At 36.7% G+C, this 17,039-nt stretch carries 21 protein-coding genes; 11 read left to right on the top strand and 10 right to left on the bottom strand.

Annotated features, from left to right (window positions below; translation table 11 throughout):
- Positions 1-90: 90 nt before the first annotated feature.
- Together GGG_RS0110105 and GGG_RS0110100 are read left to right on the top strand one after the other, a co-directional pair.
- Positions 91-447, top strand: coding sequence for a hypothetical protein (locus GGG_RS0110105; RefSeq protein ID WP_010114586.1), 357 nt, complete (start codon positions 91-93; stop codon positions 445-447).
- A gap of 274 nt (positions 448-721) precedes the next feature.
- On the top strand, positions 722-1,048 hold the full coding sequence (locus GGG_RS0110100) for a hypothetical protein (RefSeq protein WP_010114585.1): 327 nt from the start codon (positions 722-724) through the stop codon (positions 1,046-1,048).
- Positions 1,049-1,057: 9 nt separating this feature from the next.
- On the opposite strand, the gene GGG_RS0110095 is transcribed toward GGG_RS0110100, so the two are convergent.
- Together GGG_RS0110095 and GGG_RS0110090 are read right to left on the bottom strand one after the other, a co-directional pair.
- Complete coding sequence (locus GGG_RS0110095; protein ID WP_010114584.1) at positions 1,058-2,617, bottom strand: pitrilysin family protein; 1,560 nt, start codon at positions 2,615-2,617, stop codon at positions 1,058-1,060.
- A gap of 10 nt (positions 2,618-2,627) precedes the next feature.
- Positions 2,628-4,025, bottom strand: a complete 1,398-nt coding sequence (locus GGG_RS0110090; protein WP_010114583.1) for a pitrilysin family protein — start codon at positions 4,023-4,025, stop codon at positions 2,628-2,630.
- A gap of 176 nt (positions 4,026-4,201) precedes the next feature.
- On the opposite strand from GGG_RS0110090, the gene ftsY reads away from it, so the two are divergent.
- The 4 genes from ftsY (at position 4,202) to GGG_RS0110070 (ending at position 7,813) form a co-directional block, all read left to right on the top strand.
- Complete coding sequence (gene ftsY / locus GGG_RS0110085) at positions 4,202-5,317, top strand: signal recognition particle-docking protein FtsY (protein ID WP_010114582.1); 1,116 nt, start codon at positions 4,202-4,204, stop codon at positions 5,315-5,317.
- 314 nt (positions 5,318-5,631) lie between these two features.
- Positions 5,632-6,228: a nitroreductase family protein gene (locus GGG_RS0110080; RefSeq protein WP_029574531.1), complete on the top strand. Its 597-nt coding sequence runs from the start codon at positions 5,632-5,634 to the stop codon at positions 6,226-6,228.
- A gap of 193 nt (positions 6,229-6,421) precedes the next feature.
- Positions 6,422-7,099: a DUF2057 family protein gene (locus GGG_RS0110075; protein ID WP_010114578.1), complete on the top strand. Its 678-nt coding sequence runs from the start codon at positions 6,422-6,424 to the stop codon at positions 7,097-7,099.
- A gap of 162 nt (positions 7,100-7,261) precedes the next feature.
- Positions 7,262-7,813 carry a GNAT family N-acetyltransferase gene (locus tag GGG_RS0110070; RefSeq protein ID WP_010114576.1) on the top strand — a complete coding sequence of 184 codons (552 nt, stop codon included), beginning with the start codon at positions 7,262-7,264 and terminating at the stop codon, positions 7,811-7,813.
- Between the two features lie 68 nt (positions 7,814-7,881).
- On the opposite strand, the gene GGG_RS0110065 is transcribed toward GGG_RS0110070, so the two are convergent.
- Genes GGG_RS0110065 through cydP form a run of 5 tightly spaced genes read right to left on the bottom strand, consistent with a single transcriptional unit; the run spans position 7,882 to position 11,247 of the window.
- Positions 7,882-8,178: a cyd operon YbgE family protein gene (locus tag GGG_RS0110065; RefSeq protein ID WP_010114574.1), complete on the bottom strand. Its 297-nt coding sequence runs from the start codon at positions 8,176-8,178 to the stop codon at positions 7,882-7,884.
- Between the two features lie 3 nt (positions 8,179-8,181).
- On the bottom strand, positions 8,182-8,283 hold the full coding sequence (gene cydX / locus GGG_RS20655) for a cytochrome bd-I oxidase subunit CydX (protein ID WP_004653762.1): 102 nt from the start codon (positions 8,281-8,283) through the stop codon (positions 8,182-8,184).
- Between the two features lie 38 nt (positions 8,284-8,321).
- A complete protein-coding gene (gene cydB / locus GGG_RS0110055) occupies positions 8,322-9,467 on the bottom strand; it encodes a cytochrome d ubiquinol oxidase subunit II (protein ID WP_010114560.1) in 1,146 nt (381 codons plus the stop codon).
- Positions 9,464-11,056, bottom strand: a complete 1,593-nt coding sequence (locus GGG_RS0110050) for a cytochrome ubiquinol oxidase subunit I (protein ID WP_010114558.1) — start codon at positions 11,054-11,056, stop codon at positions 9,464-9,466. The genes cydB and GGG_RS0110050 overlap by 4 nt, the downstream gene beginning before the upstream one ends.
- Positions 11,056-11,247, bottom strand: coding sequence for a cytochrome oxidase putative small subunit CydP (gene cydP / locus GGG_RS0110045; protein ID WP_010114557.1), 192 nt, complete (start codon positions 11,245-11,247; stop codon positions 11,056-11,058). The genes GGG_RS0110050 and cydP overlap by 1 nt, the downstream gene beginning before the upstream one ends.
- Before the next feature lie 601 nt (positions 11,248-11,848).
- On the opposite strand from cydP, the gene GGG_RS19685 reads away from it, so the two are divergent.
- From GGG_RS19685 to ygiD, 4 genes are all read left to right on the top strand, one after another.
- Positions 11,849-12,214: a helix-turn-helix domain-containing protein gene (locus tag GGG_RS19685; protein WP_010114556.1), complete on the top strand. Its 366-nt coding sequence runs from the start codon at positions 11,849-11,851 to the stop codon at positions 12,212-12,214.
- 256 nt (positions 12,215-12,470) lie between these two features.
- Complete coding sequence (locus GGG_RS0110035; protein ID WP_010114555.1) at positions 12,471-13,034, top strand: ester cyclase; 564 nt, start codon at positions 12,471-12,473, stop codon at positions 13,032-13,034.
- A gap of 6 nt (positions 13,035-13,040) precedes the next feature.
- Entirely contained in the window at positions 13,041-13,163 is a 123-nt protein-coding gene (locus tag GGG_RS21535; protein ID WP_264650124.1) for a hypothetical protein, read from the top strand.
- A 27-nt stretch (positions 13,164-13,190) separates the two neighbouring features.
- Positions 13,191-13,979 carry a 4,5-DOPA dioxygenase extradiol gene (gene ygiD / locus GGG_RS0110025; RefSeq protein WP_034599302.1) on the top strand — a complete coding sequence of 263 codons (789 nt, stop codon included), beginning with the start codon at positions 13,191-13,193 and terminating at the stop codon, positions 13,977-13,979.
- Between the two features lie 175 nt (positions 13,980-14,154).
- Here ygiD and GGG_RS0110020 read toward each other — a convergent pair whose 3' ends face one another.
- Genes GGG_RS0110020 through GGG_RS0110010 form a run of 3 tightly spaced genes read right to left on the bottom strand, consistent with a single transcriptional unit; the run spans position 14,155 to position 16,147 of the window.
- The gene (locus tag GGG_RS0110020) at positions 14,155-14,772 is read right to left on the bottom strand and encodes an OB-fold-containig protein (RefSeq protein WP_010114553.1); all 618 of its coding nucleotides are present in this window, start codon (positions 14,770-14,772) and stop codon (positions 14,155-14,157) included.
- A 43-nt stretch (positions 14,773-14,815) separates the two neighbouring features.
- The gene (locus tag GGG_RS0110015) at positions 14,816-15,124 is read right to left on the bottom strand and encodes a Rieske (2Fe-2S) protein (protein ID WP_010114552.1); all 309 of its coding nucleotides are present in this window, start codon (positions 15,122-15,124) and stop codon (positions 14,816-14,818) included.
- An 18-nt stretch (positions 15,125-15,142) separates the two neighbouring features.
- A complete protein-coding gene (locus tag GGG_RS0110010) occupies positions 15,143-16,147 on the bottom strand; it encodes an adenosine kinase (protein ID WP_010114550.1) in 1,005 nt (334 codons plus the stop codon).
- Between the two features lie 113 nt (positions 16,148-16,260).
- On the opposite strand from GGG_RS0110010, the gene GGG_RS0110005 reads away from it, so the two are divergent.
- The gene (locus GGG_RS0110005; protein ID WP_010114548.1) at positions 16,261-16,728 is read left to right on the top strand and encodes a GNAT family N-acetyltransferase; all 468 of its coding nucleotides are present in this window, start codon (positions 16,261-16,263) and stop codon (positions 16,726-16,728) included.
- Positions 16,729-17,039: the final 311 nt, after the last annotated feature.

Genomic DNA, 17,039 nt, shown 5'->3' with positions numbered 1-17,039 from the left:
CTTGACGAACATATGATTACATGATTAAACATTAATCAGAAATAATATTTATTAAAATTAATATGAGAATTATGACAAAGGGAGAACAACATGACAAATGTAATAGATGGATTTACTTTTGATGTACCTCCAGCTGAATCTCAAATCGTTGAATTAGCTCAGTATCATCGTAAACTGTTGGACGAAGCAATTTATCATCAAGAAATACATCTAGGTGACTATTGTTTGGCACAACGGAAACGCGTATATGATTATACCAAAGATTTGAATCCAACGCAAAAGGCAGGGTTTTATCGTATCTATGATGGTGAATTAAGAAGACTTGCAGACGATGACGATTTGCATCCTGCGCATGCTGAAGGCGGGGTCGGGGTTTTTGCAGTCAGTATTGTGCTCATCATTATTGCTGTTATTTTATATTTTTCATTTCTGAAAGCCGTTATTTAACATACATTTAATAGGTGTTTAATAGGAAATTTATTTTAAATCAGCTTTTTTAAATGAATCATAAAAAGCCTTATTCGCCTTTATCGTGAATAAGGTTTTTTATGGTCTATTTCAACTTTATAATCATCATCCAATCGTTTAAAGCTCTGAAATAAAAATCAGACATCACTAAATAAAAACTGAACTGTTTTAAAACGTTATGCAAAGCAATGTAAAGAAAGCGCTATATTTTTCTGTTCAGGATGATTAGACTATCGGTAGTTAGAGGTAGTTCATGCGCAAATTCAAAGGTCATTTTCAAAAATTGTATTCTTCTTTTCCTGTGGAAAATATCTTGAATTCTTTTATTATCGGCATGATTTTAATCATTTTGGCCGTTGCGACGTTTGCTTTACTTAGACCAATCAATCTTGAGCAATCCCGCTTAGTGACACAATATTCAAAACAGGCAACTTTTCCTAAAACACAAAAAATCGCCAAGCAATTACAGCATCAAGACGTGATTAAAAAAATTGAATATCTCCGATTATTACGTGCATACCATTTCGAAAATAGTCATGTAAAAGAATATCCTGCAGTAGATATGGCTGATCCAGAATAAAACTAAGCTTTATTTAGATGGTCTAATCGTGGTCTTAATGATTAGGTTCGGTGTGTCAGGCTTAAAAATTTTCTCTGAATTTAAGTCATTGTTCAGCATGTCTTTTAAGGCTTTTTGATCCAATTGATTGGCAACAACCACTAAGGTTAAGCGATCAGCATGTAAGTTTTTCCGAATAGCATGTTGTAATTGCTGAGTTGTTAGCTGACTGAGTTGTTTTTGATATTGTGTTAAATAATCCGCAGGAAGATGGTAAAAACCAATCGCTGCAATTTGTGCATTAATATTGGCATTTGAACTGAATGTCATTGGAAATGAACGCAACATACCTTCTTTAGTTTCATCCAGTTGTTTTTGAGATATTGGTTTGGTGATGAAATCGTTCAATGCCTGATGCGCAACTTGAATGCTGTCCATCAATTGATTTTGCTCAGTCGCATAACTCAAACTAAATAGACCGCGTGCAGCAGTTGAAGTTAATGTACTATATGCGCCATAGGTATAACCTCGTTTTACACGTAATTCTTTCATTAATATAGAATTAAAACCGTTACCACCAAACATCTGATTTGCGACTTCTAAAGCGATACGATCTGGATCATTACGTTTTATAGCCAAATGTCCCATTGTCACATGTGCTTGGGTGGAATTGTAAGGAATGTACTGAATATTGAAATCTGTTTGATCTTGAGGTTCAGGAAGCGGTGCTGCTGCTTGACCTTGAGTTAGGTTTTGGCTGATTAAATTGGAAATTTGGGTGGCTTCGGCACTGCTCAAATTGCCTGTAATTGCCATATTCATATTTTGTGCCACGAGTAATTTATCTCGAAATGCTCGCAACAATTCAGGGGTTATTTTCTGGATACTGCCATTGGTACCGACTGTAGGCTCTGCATAAGGATGTTGTCCATATAAAGTCCGATAAAACTTAATCTCCATCAATCGGCTTGGATTTTCTTTAAGTTGCTTTTGTCCGACTTTGGTATTGTTCAAAGCTAGATTTAAACCAGAAGCTTTAAATTGAGAATGATTCAATACATGAAGCATCATGTTAATTGCAGGATTCAGCTTTTCAGGATCAGATAGAACTCTGAGCTTGACGATAAACATATCTCGATAAGCATTAACATTAAATTGTGCACCTAGACCTTCAAATATCGAGACGATTTCTTTGGCTGAATATTGCTCTGTCCCTTCAGTGAGAAGTTTTGCAGCCATATTGGACATACCAAATAAACCTTTGCCAAGCGTTTCATCTTGAGCTGAGCCTGCGTTAAAGGTCAGTTGAATATCGACAATGGGTAAATCTTGTGCAGCGACGAATAAGGTTCTGACATTTTGCGTGTTTTGTAAATCTTGGACAAAAGGTGCTTGATATTGTTGATATTCACCTAAGTTTTTCAGACTCTGTAATGTTGTGAGTGCTTTTAAATTGTTATTTGAATTATACATTGCAGGATCAGTATGATCTTCAAATCCTGTTTCGGCATGGTTGAGTGTTGGATAAAACACAACACTACATAATAGGAGGAGCAATTGGGTATTAAAGACGATTTTATTTAAGCGCATTGTCATCATCCTATTGTTCTTTTGAATTTTCAGGCATCAAATACAAACTACTGAGGTTTTCTCTGACAAAGTAAATATTGGCAATACGTTGTAAGTCTTGTGGTGTTACCGTGTCATAATGTTTAGGTAATTCATCAATCAAACGAAAACTAAGACCATTAACCTCAAGTTTACCAATCATATTGGCTTGTCCACCGATATCATCTTGACTGTAAATGAGATTTGAAATGAAGTTGTTTTTAACACGGTCTAATTCAGCTTGATTGACCAATTCTGTTTTGAATAAATTCATTTCTTTTTCAATTGCTTTTTGTGCTTCATCTAAAGACACGCCGTCGCTAGGAAGGGCTGAAATCATAAATAAGCTATCGCCACGATTGTAAGGGTCATAACTCACACTTATCGCAGTTAAAAGCTTTTTATCACGAACTAAACGATCTTGTAGTCGTGCAGAAATACTACCATCCAATAAAGATTGAATAATGGTCAATGCATAAGCGTCTTGTGGGTTTTTCGCTGTTGCAATGGATTGAACATTCCACGCCATAAATAAATTAGGCACTTGGACAGGAAGCTGAATTTCCATGTGGCGATAACCAATCCGATCAAATTCAAGTACATCATTGCGATCAGGAAGTTGTTTTTGTGGAATCAATGTGAAATATTTTTCAACTTGTTTTAATGCTTGTTCTGCATTGACATCACCAACAATCACCAAGGTTGCATTATTGGGGGTGTACCATGTTTGGTACCATTGTTTTAAGTCATCTATTTGAATATTCTTTAGATTTTTCATAAAACCAATCACGGGTTGGCGATGATGACTGGTTGGATAAGCCATCCATTTAAAACGCTCATATGCTAAATTTCGAGGATTATCATCCGTTCTTTGTCGCCGTTCTTCCATAACCACTTTTATTTCAGGTTCAAAATCTTGTTGTTTCAATACAAGATTTTTCATGCGATCTGCTTCTAATTCCAATGCTAAAGGGAAATATTTTTTGGGATAAAGTTGATAATAATTGGTGTAATTATTATAGGTTGTCGCATTAGTAGATCCGCCATAAAGCCGACTCAGGCGATTAAATTCATCATCTGGAACTTTTTGAGTGCCTTTAAACATCATGTGTTCAAGCACATGGGAAATACCGAGTACATTGCCAGATTCGTCACTGCTACCGACGCCATACCAGATTTGTGTCATGACAATCGGCGCACGGTGATCTTCACGGATAATGACTTTTAAACCATTTTTCAATGTCGTTTCAAATGTGGTTCTTGCCAATTTACTTTGTGTTTGAGCATGAATATATGGCGTCCAAGCACTGAGACTGGCAAATAAAAGTGAAGTGATAATGATTTTATATTGCTGAAGAGGACGGATGAATTTAGCTTTGAAAATACGCACAAACTACCCAATTTTTCTTTTTAAATTTAGAACTATTCTTAAAAAATTAACCATTTAAAGCAAGTGTTTCATGTTGCTTTTTGGTTCGAGTACTTTAAAGCCAGTGAAACGCTAAAATCAGTGTAATTTATGCTAAACTCTTTCTTTTTTAACGCTATGCTTTTCAAGGAATCGGCATGCAAGAACAGCAAAATAAATTCTTGATTGATGCGGATATCGGGGATGACGATGTCACTTTACCTAGTTTACCAGCCGTTGATGTGCCTATTATTGAAAATAATAAAATAGAAGCTGCTCCAACTGAAACGCAACAGCCTGTAAAGACTACAGATATTGACCAAACCACTACTGCTGAGGAATCAAGCAAAGGCGGTTTCTTTAGTCGAATGAAAGAGGGTTTGACCAAATCTCGTAAAAATTTTGCTGACGGTATGGTTAACATTCTCATTGGTGGTAAGGAAATTGATGATGAGTTACTAGAAGAAGTTGAAGAACAACTTTTAGTTGCCGATATTGGTGTTGATGCGACCAAGACGATTATTGCGAACTTGACTGAACGTACAGCTCGTGGTGATTTGATCTATTCACATTCATTGTATAAAGCTTTGCAAGAAGAATTGGTTGCATTGCTTGCACCTCGTGTGAAGCCTTTACATATTGATCCAAATAAAAATCCATTTGTCATTTTAGTGGTAGGTGTCAATGGTGTAGGTAAAACCACAACAATTGGTAAATTGGCGAAACGCTTACAAGGTGAAGGTAAGAAAGTCATGCTTGCTGCGGGTGATACTTTCCGTGCTGCTGCGACTGAACAGCTTCAAATTTGGGGTGAACGTAACAATATTGCTGTTGTGGCGCAAGGTCATGGTGCAGACAGTGCTTCGGTTATTTTTGATGCTTTTGAAAGCGCACGTGCCAAAGGTGTTGATGTCCTGATTGCCGATACAGCAGGACGTTTACATAATAAAAGTAATTTAATGCAAGAATTAACCAAAGTTAAGCGTGTTATGCAAAAAATTGATGCAACAGCACCACATGAAATCATGTTGGTTGTTGATGCAGGTACAGGGCAAAATGCGATTAACCAAGTTGAAACTTTTGATGAAGCTGTGGGTTTAACAGGGATCACCATTACTAAGCTGGATGGTACTGCGAAAGGTGGCGTGTTATTTAATATTGCCAGCCGTAGTCATGTACCGATTCGTTTTATTGGTGTAGGAGAGAAAATTGACGATCTACGTCCGTTCTCTGCCAAAGCATTTGTTGCTGCATTATTTGAAACTGATAAATAAGTAAATGAGTTTGAAAGCTTATTTGTTATAGATCATTGAATAGGTGATTTATTTTTAAAAACTTCGATTAATGCGAAGTTTTTTTATTGTTTTTGAAAATTTTAGAACACTGTGATAGAGCAATATATTTTTTAGTAATTATATGATTTGAAAAGAAAATTATTTGAGAGTGCTTCAACTTGGATTTGTTATTTTCATTATTGTTCTATAAATAGAACACTTTGTTATTGATTTAAGGCTGACGTTAAGCTTAGAGATCTCCTACACTGTGAACATCTTAAAGAACACGACCAAATGGTCAACGCAGGATTACAATCATGTCATTTTTAAATCATATCAAACAACGTCGTACAATCTATGCAATTGGTAAAGATATCAGTTTAGATCAAGCGAAAATTGAAGAAATTATTAAAGAAGCAGTAAAACACAGCCCATCATCATTTAACTCACAATCTTCTCGTGCAGTGATTCTATTTGGTGATTCACATGTTAAATTTTGGACAATTGTTTTAGAAACTTTACGTAAAATTGTTCCTGCTGCGGCGTTTGAAGGTACAAATGCAAAAATTAACAGCTTTATCGCAGGCGCTGGTTCAGTATTGTTTTATGAAGATATGGCTGTGATCAAAGGCCTACAAGAGCAGTTTGCTTTGTATGCAGATAACTTCCCAGTTTGGGCTGAGCATTCTACAGCAATTGCACAGTTTGCAACTTGGACAGCATTGTCAGAAGCAGGTATCGGTGCATCATTACAGCACTATAATCCTATCGTAGATGAAGAAGTTGCTGAAGTATTTGATATTCCAGCAGATTGGAAACTACGTGCACAGTTAGTATTCGGCTCAATTGAAGCACCTGCTGGTGAAAAAACATTTATTGATGATGCAACACGTTTTAAAACGTTTAACTAATTTCAAGATTGGTTTAAACCCCAAATAGAGCACTTCGGTGCTCTTTTTTTGTTTTTGTTTTTGTATGTTGTATGAGATCGGAATTCGAAACCATTCAATATTCATTTGTTATAAGCATTTGTCATAAAACTGTCATCACGACATTGCATAGTGCTCTAAATTTTACAGTTTCTTGACAAAAGAGTAGAACAACATGGCATTTAAATACGGAATGGCTGTATTAGGTTTAATGTTAAGCGGATCAGTTTTTGCGGCAGTGACGATTTCTGCACCAGAAGAAATTGTGTTACTTGCTGTTAATGATCAAGAAGTCAATGCAGGGTTATTCCGTTCTAAAAACAATGAATATAAAGTTGATGCAGGCACGATCAATTTAAGTGTGCGCTATCAGCAATATTTTGAGCATTTAAATGGTGAGCATGACATTTTAAAATCAGGTGTAGTGACGATAAAAGCACCAAATTTGAAAGATGGTCAAAACTATAAATTAAGCTTGGTCAATGCGCCAAAAGATTTTGATGAAGCGAAAAAGTATGCTGAACAACCTACAGTTGCAATCTACGACCGTAATAATCAATTATTGGTGCAACAAACGGGTGCGAATAATGAACAAAAACCGTGGTTAAGCACAGGTATTTTTGGAAAGGCTGTGGACTTAACATCACGTAACAAAACGCCAAGCAATCAACCAGCAGCGGTTTATGCAACAGCAAATACCACAGCTCCAGTGACAATGGTAAATTCTGTATCAACAAATAGCTCAAACGTTGTTTCCAGTACGAACTCAGCAGATCAACAATTGATTCAAATGTGGCAGAAAGCATCTAAGGCTGAACGCCAAAAATTTATGACATGGTTGGCTGAACAGTAATTCAATCTTATATAAAGATTTATTTTAAAGACCATTAATTTTAAAGACCACTCAGTGGTCTTTTTTATACATTTAAAATGTTGATACGACCTATATTTTGGCTTTTTAAAGCTGTTATATTTGTTGTACTTCATGATTAAATCTACATAGAAAAATAACGCAATGAACCCTTTCAAATTTAGACTCGCACAACAAACCGATATTCCCAAACTTGTTGATTTGATTAATGCAGCATACCGTCAACAACAAGGGAATAGTTGGACCAGTGAGGCAGAAATCGTCACAGGGCAACGTGTAAATACTGTACAGCTTGAGTATGCATTATCGCAAGATAACTTCCAATTGTGGATTGCTTTGCAAGATGAAAAGTGCAATGAAGACAAGCAAATCATTGCTTGTATTGGCTTAACGCTAAATGAGCATGATGTAGAAATCGGCACATTTTGTATTGCGCCACATTTTCAAAATCAAGGCATTGGCAAACAAGTTTTAGATTTTGCTGAAAATTATGTAAGACAACAGATTTCATTAAAACATCAACATTTGAACGCTTTTGTGATGTGGGTATTGAGTGTGCGTACTGAGTTGATTGCGTATTATGAACGCCGTGGTTATGTGCGGACGGGTGTGATTGATGATTATCCCTTAGATGCGGACGTCGGCAAACCAATGGTAGATTTACATTTGGTTGAGATGCGAAAAATAATACATTGATGATTCAAGATTTATCATTCATTAGCAATAAAAAACCCTGAATTTATCAGGGTTTTCATTTATTCAGATTAGGTCATGAACCAAGTGTAATAACCCCACAGCATGAGTGGCCATGCAATATAAGGGCTAAATAACCATTTCCACACCCAAAATTGTGGCAGAAATCCTACACCGTGAATGAATCCACCAGAAATACCAATCATCACCATCATCAAGGCACTATGATTATAGTGACCATTGGCATCGAGCATCATGGCAGGGTGAATTAATAAAACACTTGCAAGCGGCAATGCCATCAAAAATGAAATGGCCATCGCAATTTTGTTCGGCTTGTTTTCTTCTGTTGTCATTGCAATTTCTGTCATGGTTTATTCCTCATCCAAATCTTGATGATGTTCGATGTAAAGTGCGCTTAAAACACCTGCAAAGCACGCCATCAGAACCCCAAGAATCCAAGCAAAGTACCACATCGCATATTCTCCAAATGATGTTATTTAGGTACACAGCCTTAGTACAGGCTGTGTGAATTATCTTGTATGTGTTTGTTGGTAATCACGCCCCACATTTTGTAATAACACCAAGTGGTATAAGCCAAAATAAGTGGAACAAAAATGGATGCGACAACAGTCATTACAGTGAGTGTAGTTTTACTTGAAACAGCATCCCACATGGTCAAACTCACTGTTGGGTTAATGCTAGAAGGCATTAAGAATGGGAATAGTGCAAAGCCAGCAGTTAAGATTGAGCCTGTTACAGCTAAAGTTGAGCCTGCGAAGCTAATTCCAGCTTTATTCTTTCCTGCACCCAAGATAATCATGATTGCGCCTAAAATTGCAGCGATTGGAGCAAGCATGGTGATTGGATACGTTGAATAGTTATTCATCCAACCTGGGTTCATATCGGTGAGGACTTGTTTTGCTAAAGGATTGGCAACGCCATTGGTATTAAAAGGGGTTACAAGGGTATAGCCTTGAATACCACCAAAATATAACCATGCGCCAGCACCTAAGAAACAGACTAAGAATACAATGCCCATCAACTGTGTTGCCTTAGCAGAGCGTTGACGTAGTGCACCATCAGTACGCAACATTAACCATGCACCGCCGTGTGCACAAAGCATAGACAAGCTCACTAGACCACAAACCAATGCAAATGGATTGAGGAGGGCAAAGAAGCTACCTGTATAGGTTGAACGTACAGTTTCATCTAAAGTAAATGGTACGCCTAAGAACATATTCCCAAATGCAACGCCGAAAACTAATGCAGGTACAGCACCACCGATGCATAAACCCCAGTCCCATGATGTACGCCATTGGGTATTGGCTAGTTTAGAACGATAATCAAAGCCCACAGGTCTAAGGAAAAGCGCAAAGAGGACTAAGAGTAGCGCCCAATACATACCAGAGAAGGCAGTCGCATAAACCATTGGCCATGCAGCAAATAGCGCACCACCAGCAGTCACAAACCAAACTTGGTTGCCTTCCCAGTGTGGCGCAATGGTATTGATGGCTGCACGACGTTCATCGTCAGTTTTACCTACAAATGGCATGAGCGCCATAGACCCCATGTCGAAACCATCGGTGAGGGCGAAACCAATCAATAAGACCCCAACCAATACCCACCAGATGATTTTGAGAAGTTCATATTCGATCATGATTGAGTCCCCTCAGCGTGATTTGCATTTGTGTTCGCTTCAAGTTTTTCGAAATGGTATTTACCTGTATGTAAAGAACTTGGCCCTAAACGAGAGAATTTGATCATTAAATACATCTCAATAATCAGCAATACTGTATAAAATGCAGCCAATGCAATGATTGAACCCCAAACATCACCTGTACTTAAACTCGATGCAGAGAGATGAGTAGGAAGCACTTCACCAATTGTCCAAGGCTGACGACCACCTTCAGCAACATACCAACCTGTTTGGGCAGCAATCCACGGTAAAGGTAATCCAAACAAAGCAAATTTGAGTAACCATGGTTTGTTTTCAGCATTGCGTTTAGCTACGGCAAATGTGGCTAAGATAAACAGCAATAACATCAGAAAACCAGAAGCAACCATTGCACGGAATGACCAGAATAAGCTTGCTACATGAGGAATCGTATCTTTGGTTGCAGATTTAATCTGTGCTTCAGACGCATCTGTAACATTTGGCGTATATTTTTTAAGTAGTAAGCCATAGCCTAAGTCTTTTTGATTTTCTTTAAATGATGCCATCAGTTCAGGAGAACGATCACCTGCACGAAGCTTTTCAAGTTCGCTATAAGCCACCATACCATTACGGATACGTGCTTCATGCTGAACCATCAAATCTTTTAAGCCAGTGACTTCTTTATCAATCGAACGTGTTGCAATAATCCCCATTGCATACGGAATTTTAATTGCATAGTCAGTACGTTGTTCTTCTTGGTTTGGAATACCAAACAGCGTGAATGATGCAGGTGCAGGGTGTGTTTCCCATTCAGATTCAATCGCTGCTAGTTTCGTTTTTTGAACATCACCAAGCTCATAACCTGATTCATCACCCAGTAAAATAACGGATAATGTAGACGCTAAACCGAAGATTGCAGCAATTGCGAAAGAGCGACGTGCAAATGGCAAATCACGTTTTTTCAATAAATAATAACTAGAGATTGCCAAAACAAAGATTGCACCAGTGACATAACCCGCAGAAACTGTGTGTACAAATTTTACTTGAGCAACAGGGTTGAAGATCAAAGCACCGAAATCGACAAGCTCCATACGCATGGTTTCAAAATTAAATTCTGAACCCACTGGATTTTGCATCCAACCATTGGCAACTAAGATCCATAAAGCAGATAAGTTTGAACCAATCGCAACTAACCACGTCACACTTAAGTGTTGAACTTTTGAAAGGCGATCCCAGCCAAAGAAGAATAAACCGATAAAGGTCGATTCAAGGAAAAAAGCCATTAATCCTTCAATAGCGAGTGGCGCACCGAAAATATCACCGACATAGTGTGAATAGTACGCCCAGTTTGTACCAAACTGGAATTCCATGGTTAGACCAGTGGTGACCCCTAAGGCAAAGTTAATACCGAAGAGTTTCCCCCAGAACTTGGTCATATCTTTATAAATTTCTTTACCTGAAATCACATAAGTGGTTTCCATAATGGCAAGAATAAAAGCTAAACCGAGTGTCAGTGGTACAAAAATAAAGTGATACATTGCGGTCATTGCAAATTGGAACCGCGAAAGATCGACCACGCTTTCAGAAATCATCAACGTGTCTCCTTAGTTTGGGAAGGACTGCCAGCGATACGCTCAGCAACTTGATTGTCAAAGTTTTTAGGAATTGTCGGTGCATCAAACCATATATGTTTGATCGTCATTAAAAGCACAATCTTAATTATTAATATGATTGTTATTTCTTTGACTAGGCGACGATTTAAATCATTTGATTTTAAGCTCATGGTTAAAGCCTATAATTTAATTACTTTTATATTATTAAACAAAACGCTACATAAAATAAATAGCAAATACAGTTAAAATAAAAATATATTATTAAGTTAAATAAAAACAAATAGATATAAAGCTTATTTGTTAAAAAATAAACTAATTTTATTTAAAATATAAAATTGACTAAATTGCTTGGAATTAATATTTTAAATCCAACCAATTTGGTTTGGATTAAAATATGGAAGATTTTTTAATGAAAATTAACTATAAAATAATCAGAGTGAAATGGTTGGTTTAAATATTTAAATAAGATTTAAAATCTGAATAAGTAGATTTAAAAAAGAAAAATATACGATAAAAAACTGGGTTGCTTAAGAGCATTAAAATTGAAAGTATCTATTTATCAGTAGATTGAGGTATTTGCTGCGTAAGTTCTGATTGTGATAGATTTGGAATTTAGTCGTATAGATTTGACTTAGGTTTGTCTTGATTATTTTGTATGTTACATAGTGTTGTAAGGATTTGATTCAACTCGACTATTTTCATATCACAAATGTGAGATCACATAATTGAAATTTTAAGAGAATACGGTTTTAACATCAAAAGGAAGCACAAATGGCTTTGAAAACGCCTGAACCCGTTTGCCTTGCAGAAGTCATAACAAATATGCTGCGTGGTAAATGGTCTGTACATATTTTGCACATTTTAAAATTACAAGGTGCATTAAACTTTAATCGTCTTCATCGGAATATTCACGGGATTTCTGCAAAAGTTTTGAATGAACAATTGGGTTATTTAATTGTTGCAGGTGTTTTGCAACGTGTTCCTACAAATAATTCTCGGCAAGAAGTGATCTATTCTTTTACTGAGCAAGGGCAGGAGTTGTGTGAAGTCTTGGATGTTTTAGATGAATTAGCTAGGCGTTGGAAAACACCTCAACTTCCTATGGATGTACCACTTCAAACAGCACTTGAAAGTTAATTTTTAGGTTATGGTCTTAGCTTAATTTATTTTTAATGTATTGATTTAAATAGTGATATTTATTTTTTAAATTTGATTTTTGTGGTAGTTACAAATTTGTATGTAGTTTACGGCTTAAATCATCTCAAGCATAATCTAATACGCTATTTCTCCCTTAATGGGTTTAGCGATGTTTTAAAATGACTTATTGAAAATGAAAAGAGTGTGAACTTGTTTCACCACAAACGCACTCAAATTGCTGATAGGAAATCATACGATGCAAAAAATAAATGTATTTACTCAGATTACTTTGGGCCTAGTCTTGGCATTGGGTTCAGCGACGAGTCAAGCAGATTCTGCTTTGTCAAAAAAAGATGCCAAAGAATTGGCTCAATATAGAGAAGCAGAACGCATTGGCAATGAACATCTTGTTAAGTTTGATACCCTAGATTTTGATGTTTATAGCAATCAAAAGTGGGATCGTTTTAAAGAAAGTCATGCTGCTAACATTCGAGTGCATTATCCTGACGGCAGTACAACGGTTGGAATTCCAGACCATATCGTTGAATTGAAAAAAATGTTTGTTTTTGCACCAGATACTAAAATTAAAACGCATCCAGTTCGTATTGCTTCTGGAGAGTGGACCAGTGTGATTGGTGAGATGGAAGGGACGTTTAGTCAACCTATGCCAATCGGTAATGGCAAAACAATAGCACCTACAGGCAAAGCATTTAAGTTGAAAATGGTGACTGTTGGTCATTGGAAAAATGGCACGATGGATGAAGAATATTTGTTTTGGGATAACCAATCATTCATGCAACAAATTGGCTTAGGGCAATAAGTCTATGTGACTACTCAATTTCTTGTTGGAGTGTTGTTTGTCATCAGTGATCACTTGAATGCATTTTTACTGATTGAAGTGACCGCTGTTCAAATTTCACTGATACAAGGGATTGATATTTTGGAATAGAATTTAAATGATTTTATGGATTTAGTTATGACATCAAATTCAGTGCCTCATAAAATGCCAGTCGTTTTTCTTGGTCATGGGACGCCCATGAATGCGATTGAAACAAACAAATATAGTCAGGCATGGCAACAATTGGGTTTAAATTTGCCAAAGCTAAAAGCTATTTTAGCAATTTCAGCGCATTGGTATACCCAAGGCATTGGGGTAACTGCAATGCAACATCCCAAGACGATTCATGATTTTGGTGGTTTTCCTCAGGCACTATTTGATTTTGAATATCCTGCTGAAGGAGATACGGAGTTGGCGAAAAAAATTGCCGAGCTATTGTCTCCTGAACAAGTCATATTAGATCAAGGTTGGGGAATTGATCATGGTACTTGGTCTGTCTTGGCACATGTTTATCCAAAGGCAGATATTCCAGTTGTACAATTGAGCATTGACTCAAGACTTTCTGGTCAAGAGCATGTGAAATTAGTTCAAAAATTAAGTGAATTAAGAAAACAAGGTGTACTGATTTTAGGTAGCGGTAACGTTGTTCATAACCTCTATAAAATGAATTGGCAGAGTGATGCTCCAAATTATGATTGGGCAGTACAGTTTGACGAAAGTGTGAAAGAACACCTATTTGCACGTAACATAGATGCGCTTGCTGATTATATGCATTTACCTGGTGCTCATCTGAGTGTACCTACAGCTGAGCATTATTTACCATTCTTATATATTGCAGCATTAATGGAACAGGATGACCCAATCAATATTCTTGTAGATGGTATGCAAGGAAAATCGATTAGTATGTTTTCAGTGCAAATTGGTTAAGTATTTAAATACAGAGAAGTTTTGAATAGATAGCTTATGAAAATAAGTAGATAATTTTGAACTGATCGCCATTTTAATTGCTCAATTTGCTCAATATTTTGATTTGAGCACACAATCAAAATGTAGAGCAAAATGGTTGCAATAGTTTTATGGCTTATAATAAAACGTTATAACGCTAGAAACTCTCAGAACTAAATAAATGGTTCGGGATTGAGATTTTTTTTGCAATATAGTGTGATTTTCTAAAGCGGATCAAAATAATTTGTGATTGAAATTCTAACTCGCCAAACTCAGGCTCAACTTGCACATAATGCAGTTGTCCATATTCATCACGAACCCGTGCTTGCGCAGAAAATCCAGGACGTGCATTGCCACTGGATACTGTTGCTAAACGTCCGAGAAGATTGACTTTATTATTAGTCACGACTTTGGGTTTAATCACCTGATCCAAACAATGGATCATAAATACAGTAAAGAATATTGCCATGACTAAGGCAGGTAGAATCACGTAATACCACGCGACAAAGTGTTGCCGAGTGGCAAACATGACCAATTGAAGGAAATAACCTGCGAAACTAAAATTGATTAATAAAAACACAAAAATCAGTACTTTAGAAAACTTCACTTGTACGAGAGGCGATTCTACTAGCCAATGTGGGGAAATTTTCTTTAAAAAAGTACTTGGACGTACGCCAATATAATAGCCTGCGGTTTCTGCCATGCTGAGTAAAAATAGAGCCACAACACAGATGTGAAACGGCATTAATTCAGATTCTGATAAGAATTCCAACATGACAGTCCTTCAATGTATTGATTATTCAAAATGAGTTTTTGAATTAATCAATGATATAAATACCACCATCCGAGTGAACAGCGATATTTACTTTTTCAAGTTTATCGCCGATACATGGCCCTGAAATACATTCACCTGATTCAACTTCAAACAGTGCGCCGTGCGTAGAGCATTGAATATATTCGCCATCTTGATCTAAAAATTGGTTTTCTAAGAATTCAAGCTCAGTTTGTAAATGCGGACACACATTTTGGTAGGCATAGAAAGCACCATCACGTTGAGTGATAAAAATCGTATCACCTGTCATGGTGTCAAAAGCACGAGCAGTACGTTCTTGAATTTCTTCTGTCATTGCAATTTTTTCAGACATTTATGCACATTCCTTTTTGAAAGTTTCAAGTAAATTGGCATATTCAGCAATTTCTAATCGTGGACCAAATTTAGAAACCACTTCACTTGAAATAAGGATAGCAAGTTGCGCCGCAGTTTGTAAATTTTCACCTTGGTTTAAGGCGTATAAGAAAGCACCTGCAAAAGCATCGCCCGCACCATTTGCATCTACGGCAATGACTTTACGACCTTGTACATGGAAATGTTGTTCTTGGTTCGAAACAATAGCGCCTTTTGCACTTAATGTAATGACAACTTCATTGCTTAGTAATTTCAATTTAGCCAGTGCAGCTTCTACAGATTCAGTTTGTGTATAGAGCATTGCTTCATGTTCATTACAGAAAATTAAGTCTACGCCATCATCAATTAACTCATCCAAACCTGCGCGAGCGTACTGAACCATTGCAGGATCAGATAAAGTCAGTGCGATTTTTACATTATTTTCACGTGCAATTTGACGTGCTTGTTTTACCGCAGCACGTGCAGAATCACTTGTTGATAAATAACCTTCGATATAAAGCCATTGCGCCGTTTTTAATGGCTCAAAATCCATTTGCACATCTGAAAGTTCAGCGGTAATTCCCAAAAAGGTTTGCATGGTGCGTTCAGAGTCTTCGCTAATCAAGACCATACATGTACCCGTTACGCCTTCACTGATTGATTTTTGTGAGGTTTGAATACCTGCATCGCTTAAACCTTTGAGGTAAATTGAGCCTAAATCATCATGACCGACACGGCATGCATAAAATGCTGAAGCACCCAGTGCGCTAAATGCAACGGTAGTATTGGCAGCAGAGCCACCTGAAGCTTGCCCTTTATAAACTTGGCTGGCTGTTAAGTTATTGTATAATTGAGCTTGAGTTTCACCATCTGTAAGTTGCATGGTGCCTTTTTGCAAATTTTGTTCTGTTAAAAACTCATTAGATACTCTAAATTCTTGGTCAATGAGTGCATTACCAATTGCAAAAAGGTCAACAGTAGCCATGTTTTTCATCACATCAATGTTAAAAACACAAAGTTTACACCAATGCTAAGCTTTACAGTAGTTTGTTGAATAAATTTCAATTACATTTGTCGTATAAATGCATTGGAGGTTGTGTGGATATTTTAATTCAACAGGTAGATCAATTACCTTCACAGATTCAGGATTTGGTGGTCGCTTCAGAAAAGGAAGGATTCCCTTTTATTCAAAAGCTTGTAGATGAGTTCCAACAAGGAACCAATCAATTTAATCGTCATGGTGAGTTTTTATTGCTTGCTTTTGATGGGCAAAAACTGGTGGCTTGTGGTGGGTTAAACATTCAGATGAGTGATGATGAGGAAACCAATCAATCAAATGCACGACATAAAATTGGTCGAGTACGCCGTTTTTATGTATTACCTGAATATCGCAGGTTTGGATTGGCGAGGAAGTTATTACAAGAACTTGAGAAAAGGGCAAAACCTAATTTTTCAGCTTTGTGTTTATTTACAGGTACGAAAGTTGCTGCACAGTTTTATCAAAAGCAGAATTATGTATTTGTAGAAAATCATTCAAATTATAATTACTTTAAGTATTTGATTTAGTTTTTAAATAAAAAAGTATAGCTTGTCATTGTCTAGTGTCGTTATCTAAAAATGCCGATATATGCAATGAATAAGCTATTCATAAATATTCTAGAATCATAAAGCAGCAATACTTATGTTTATCGTAGGTATTGTTTCTTTGTCGATTGAGTTAACCACGATAAGCTCTTTGCGCAATATTGAATGAAATTAATTTTTTAATAAAACAACATCAAACCGCATTGATGCTGAATTGATATTGAAGTGTGCGTTTTATCGCATTTTAATTTTGCTTTAAGGCTAGAAACGCATGATGCAAATCTTCTCAATAA

The organism is Acinetobacter sp. P8-3-8 (genome assembly GCF_000214135.1).
Classification (GTDB): Bacteria; Pseudomonadota; Gammaproteobacteria; order Pseudomonadales; family Moraxellaceae; genus Acinetobacter.
Note: the sequence above shows the minus strand (reverse complement) of the source record. Positions and strands in the feature narration are given on the sequence as shown.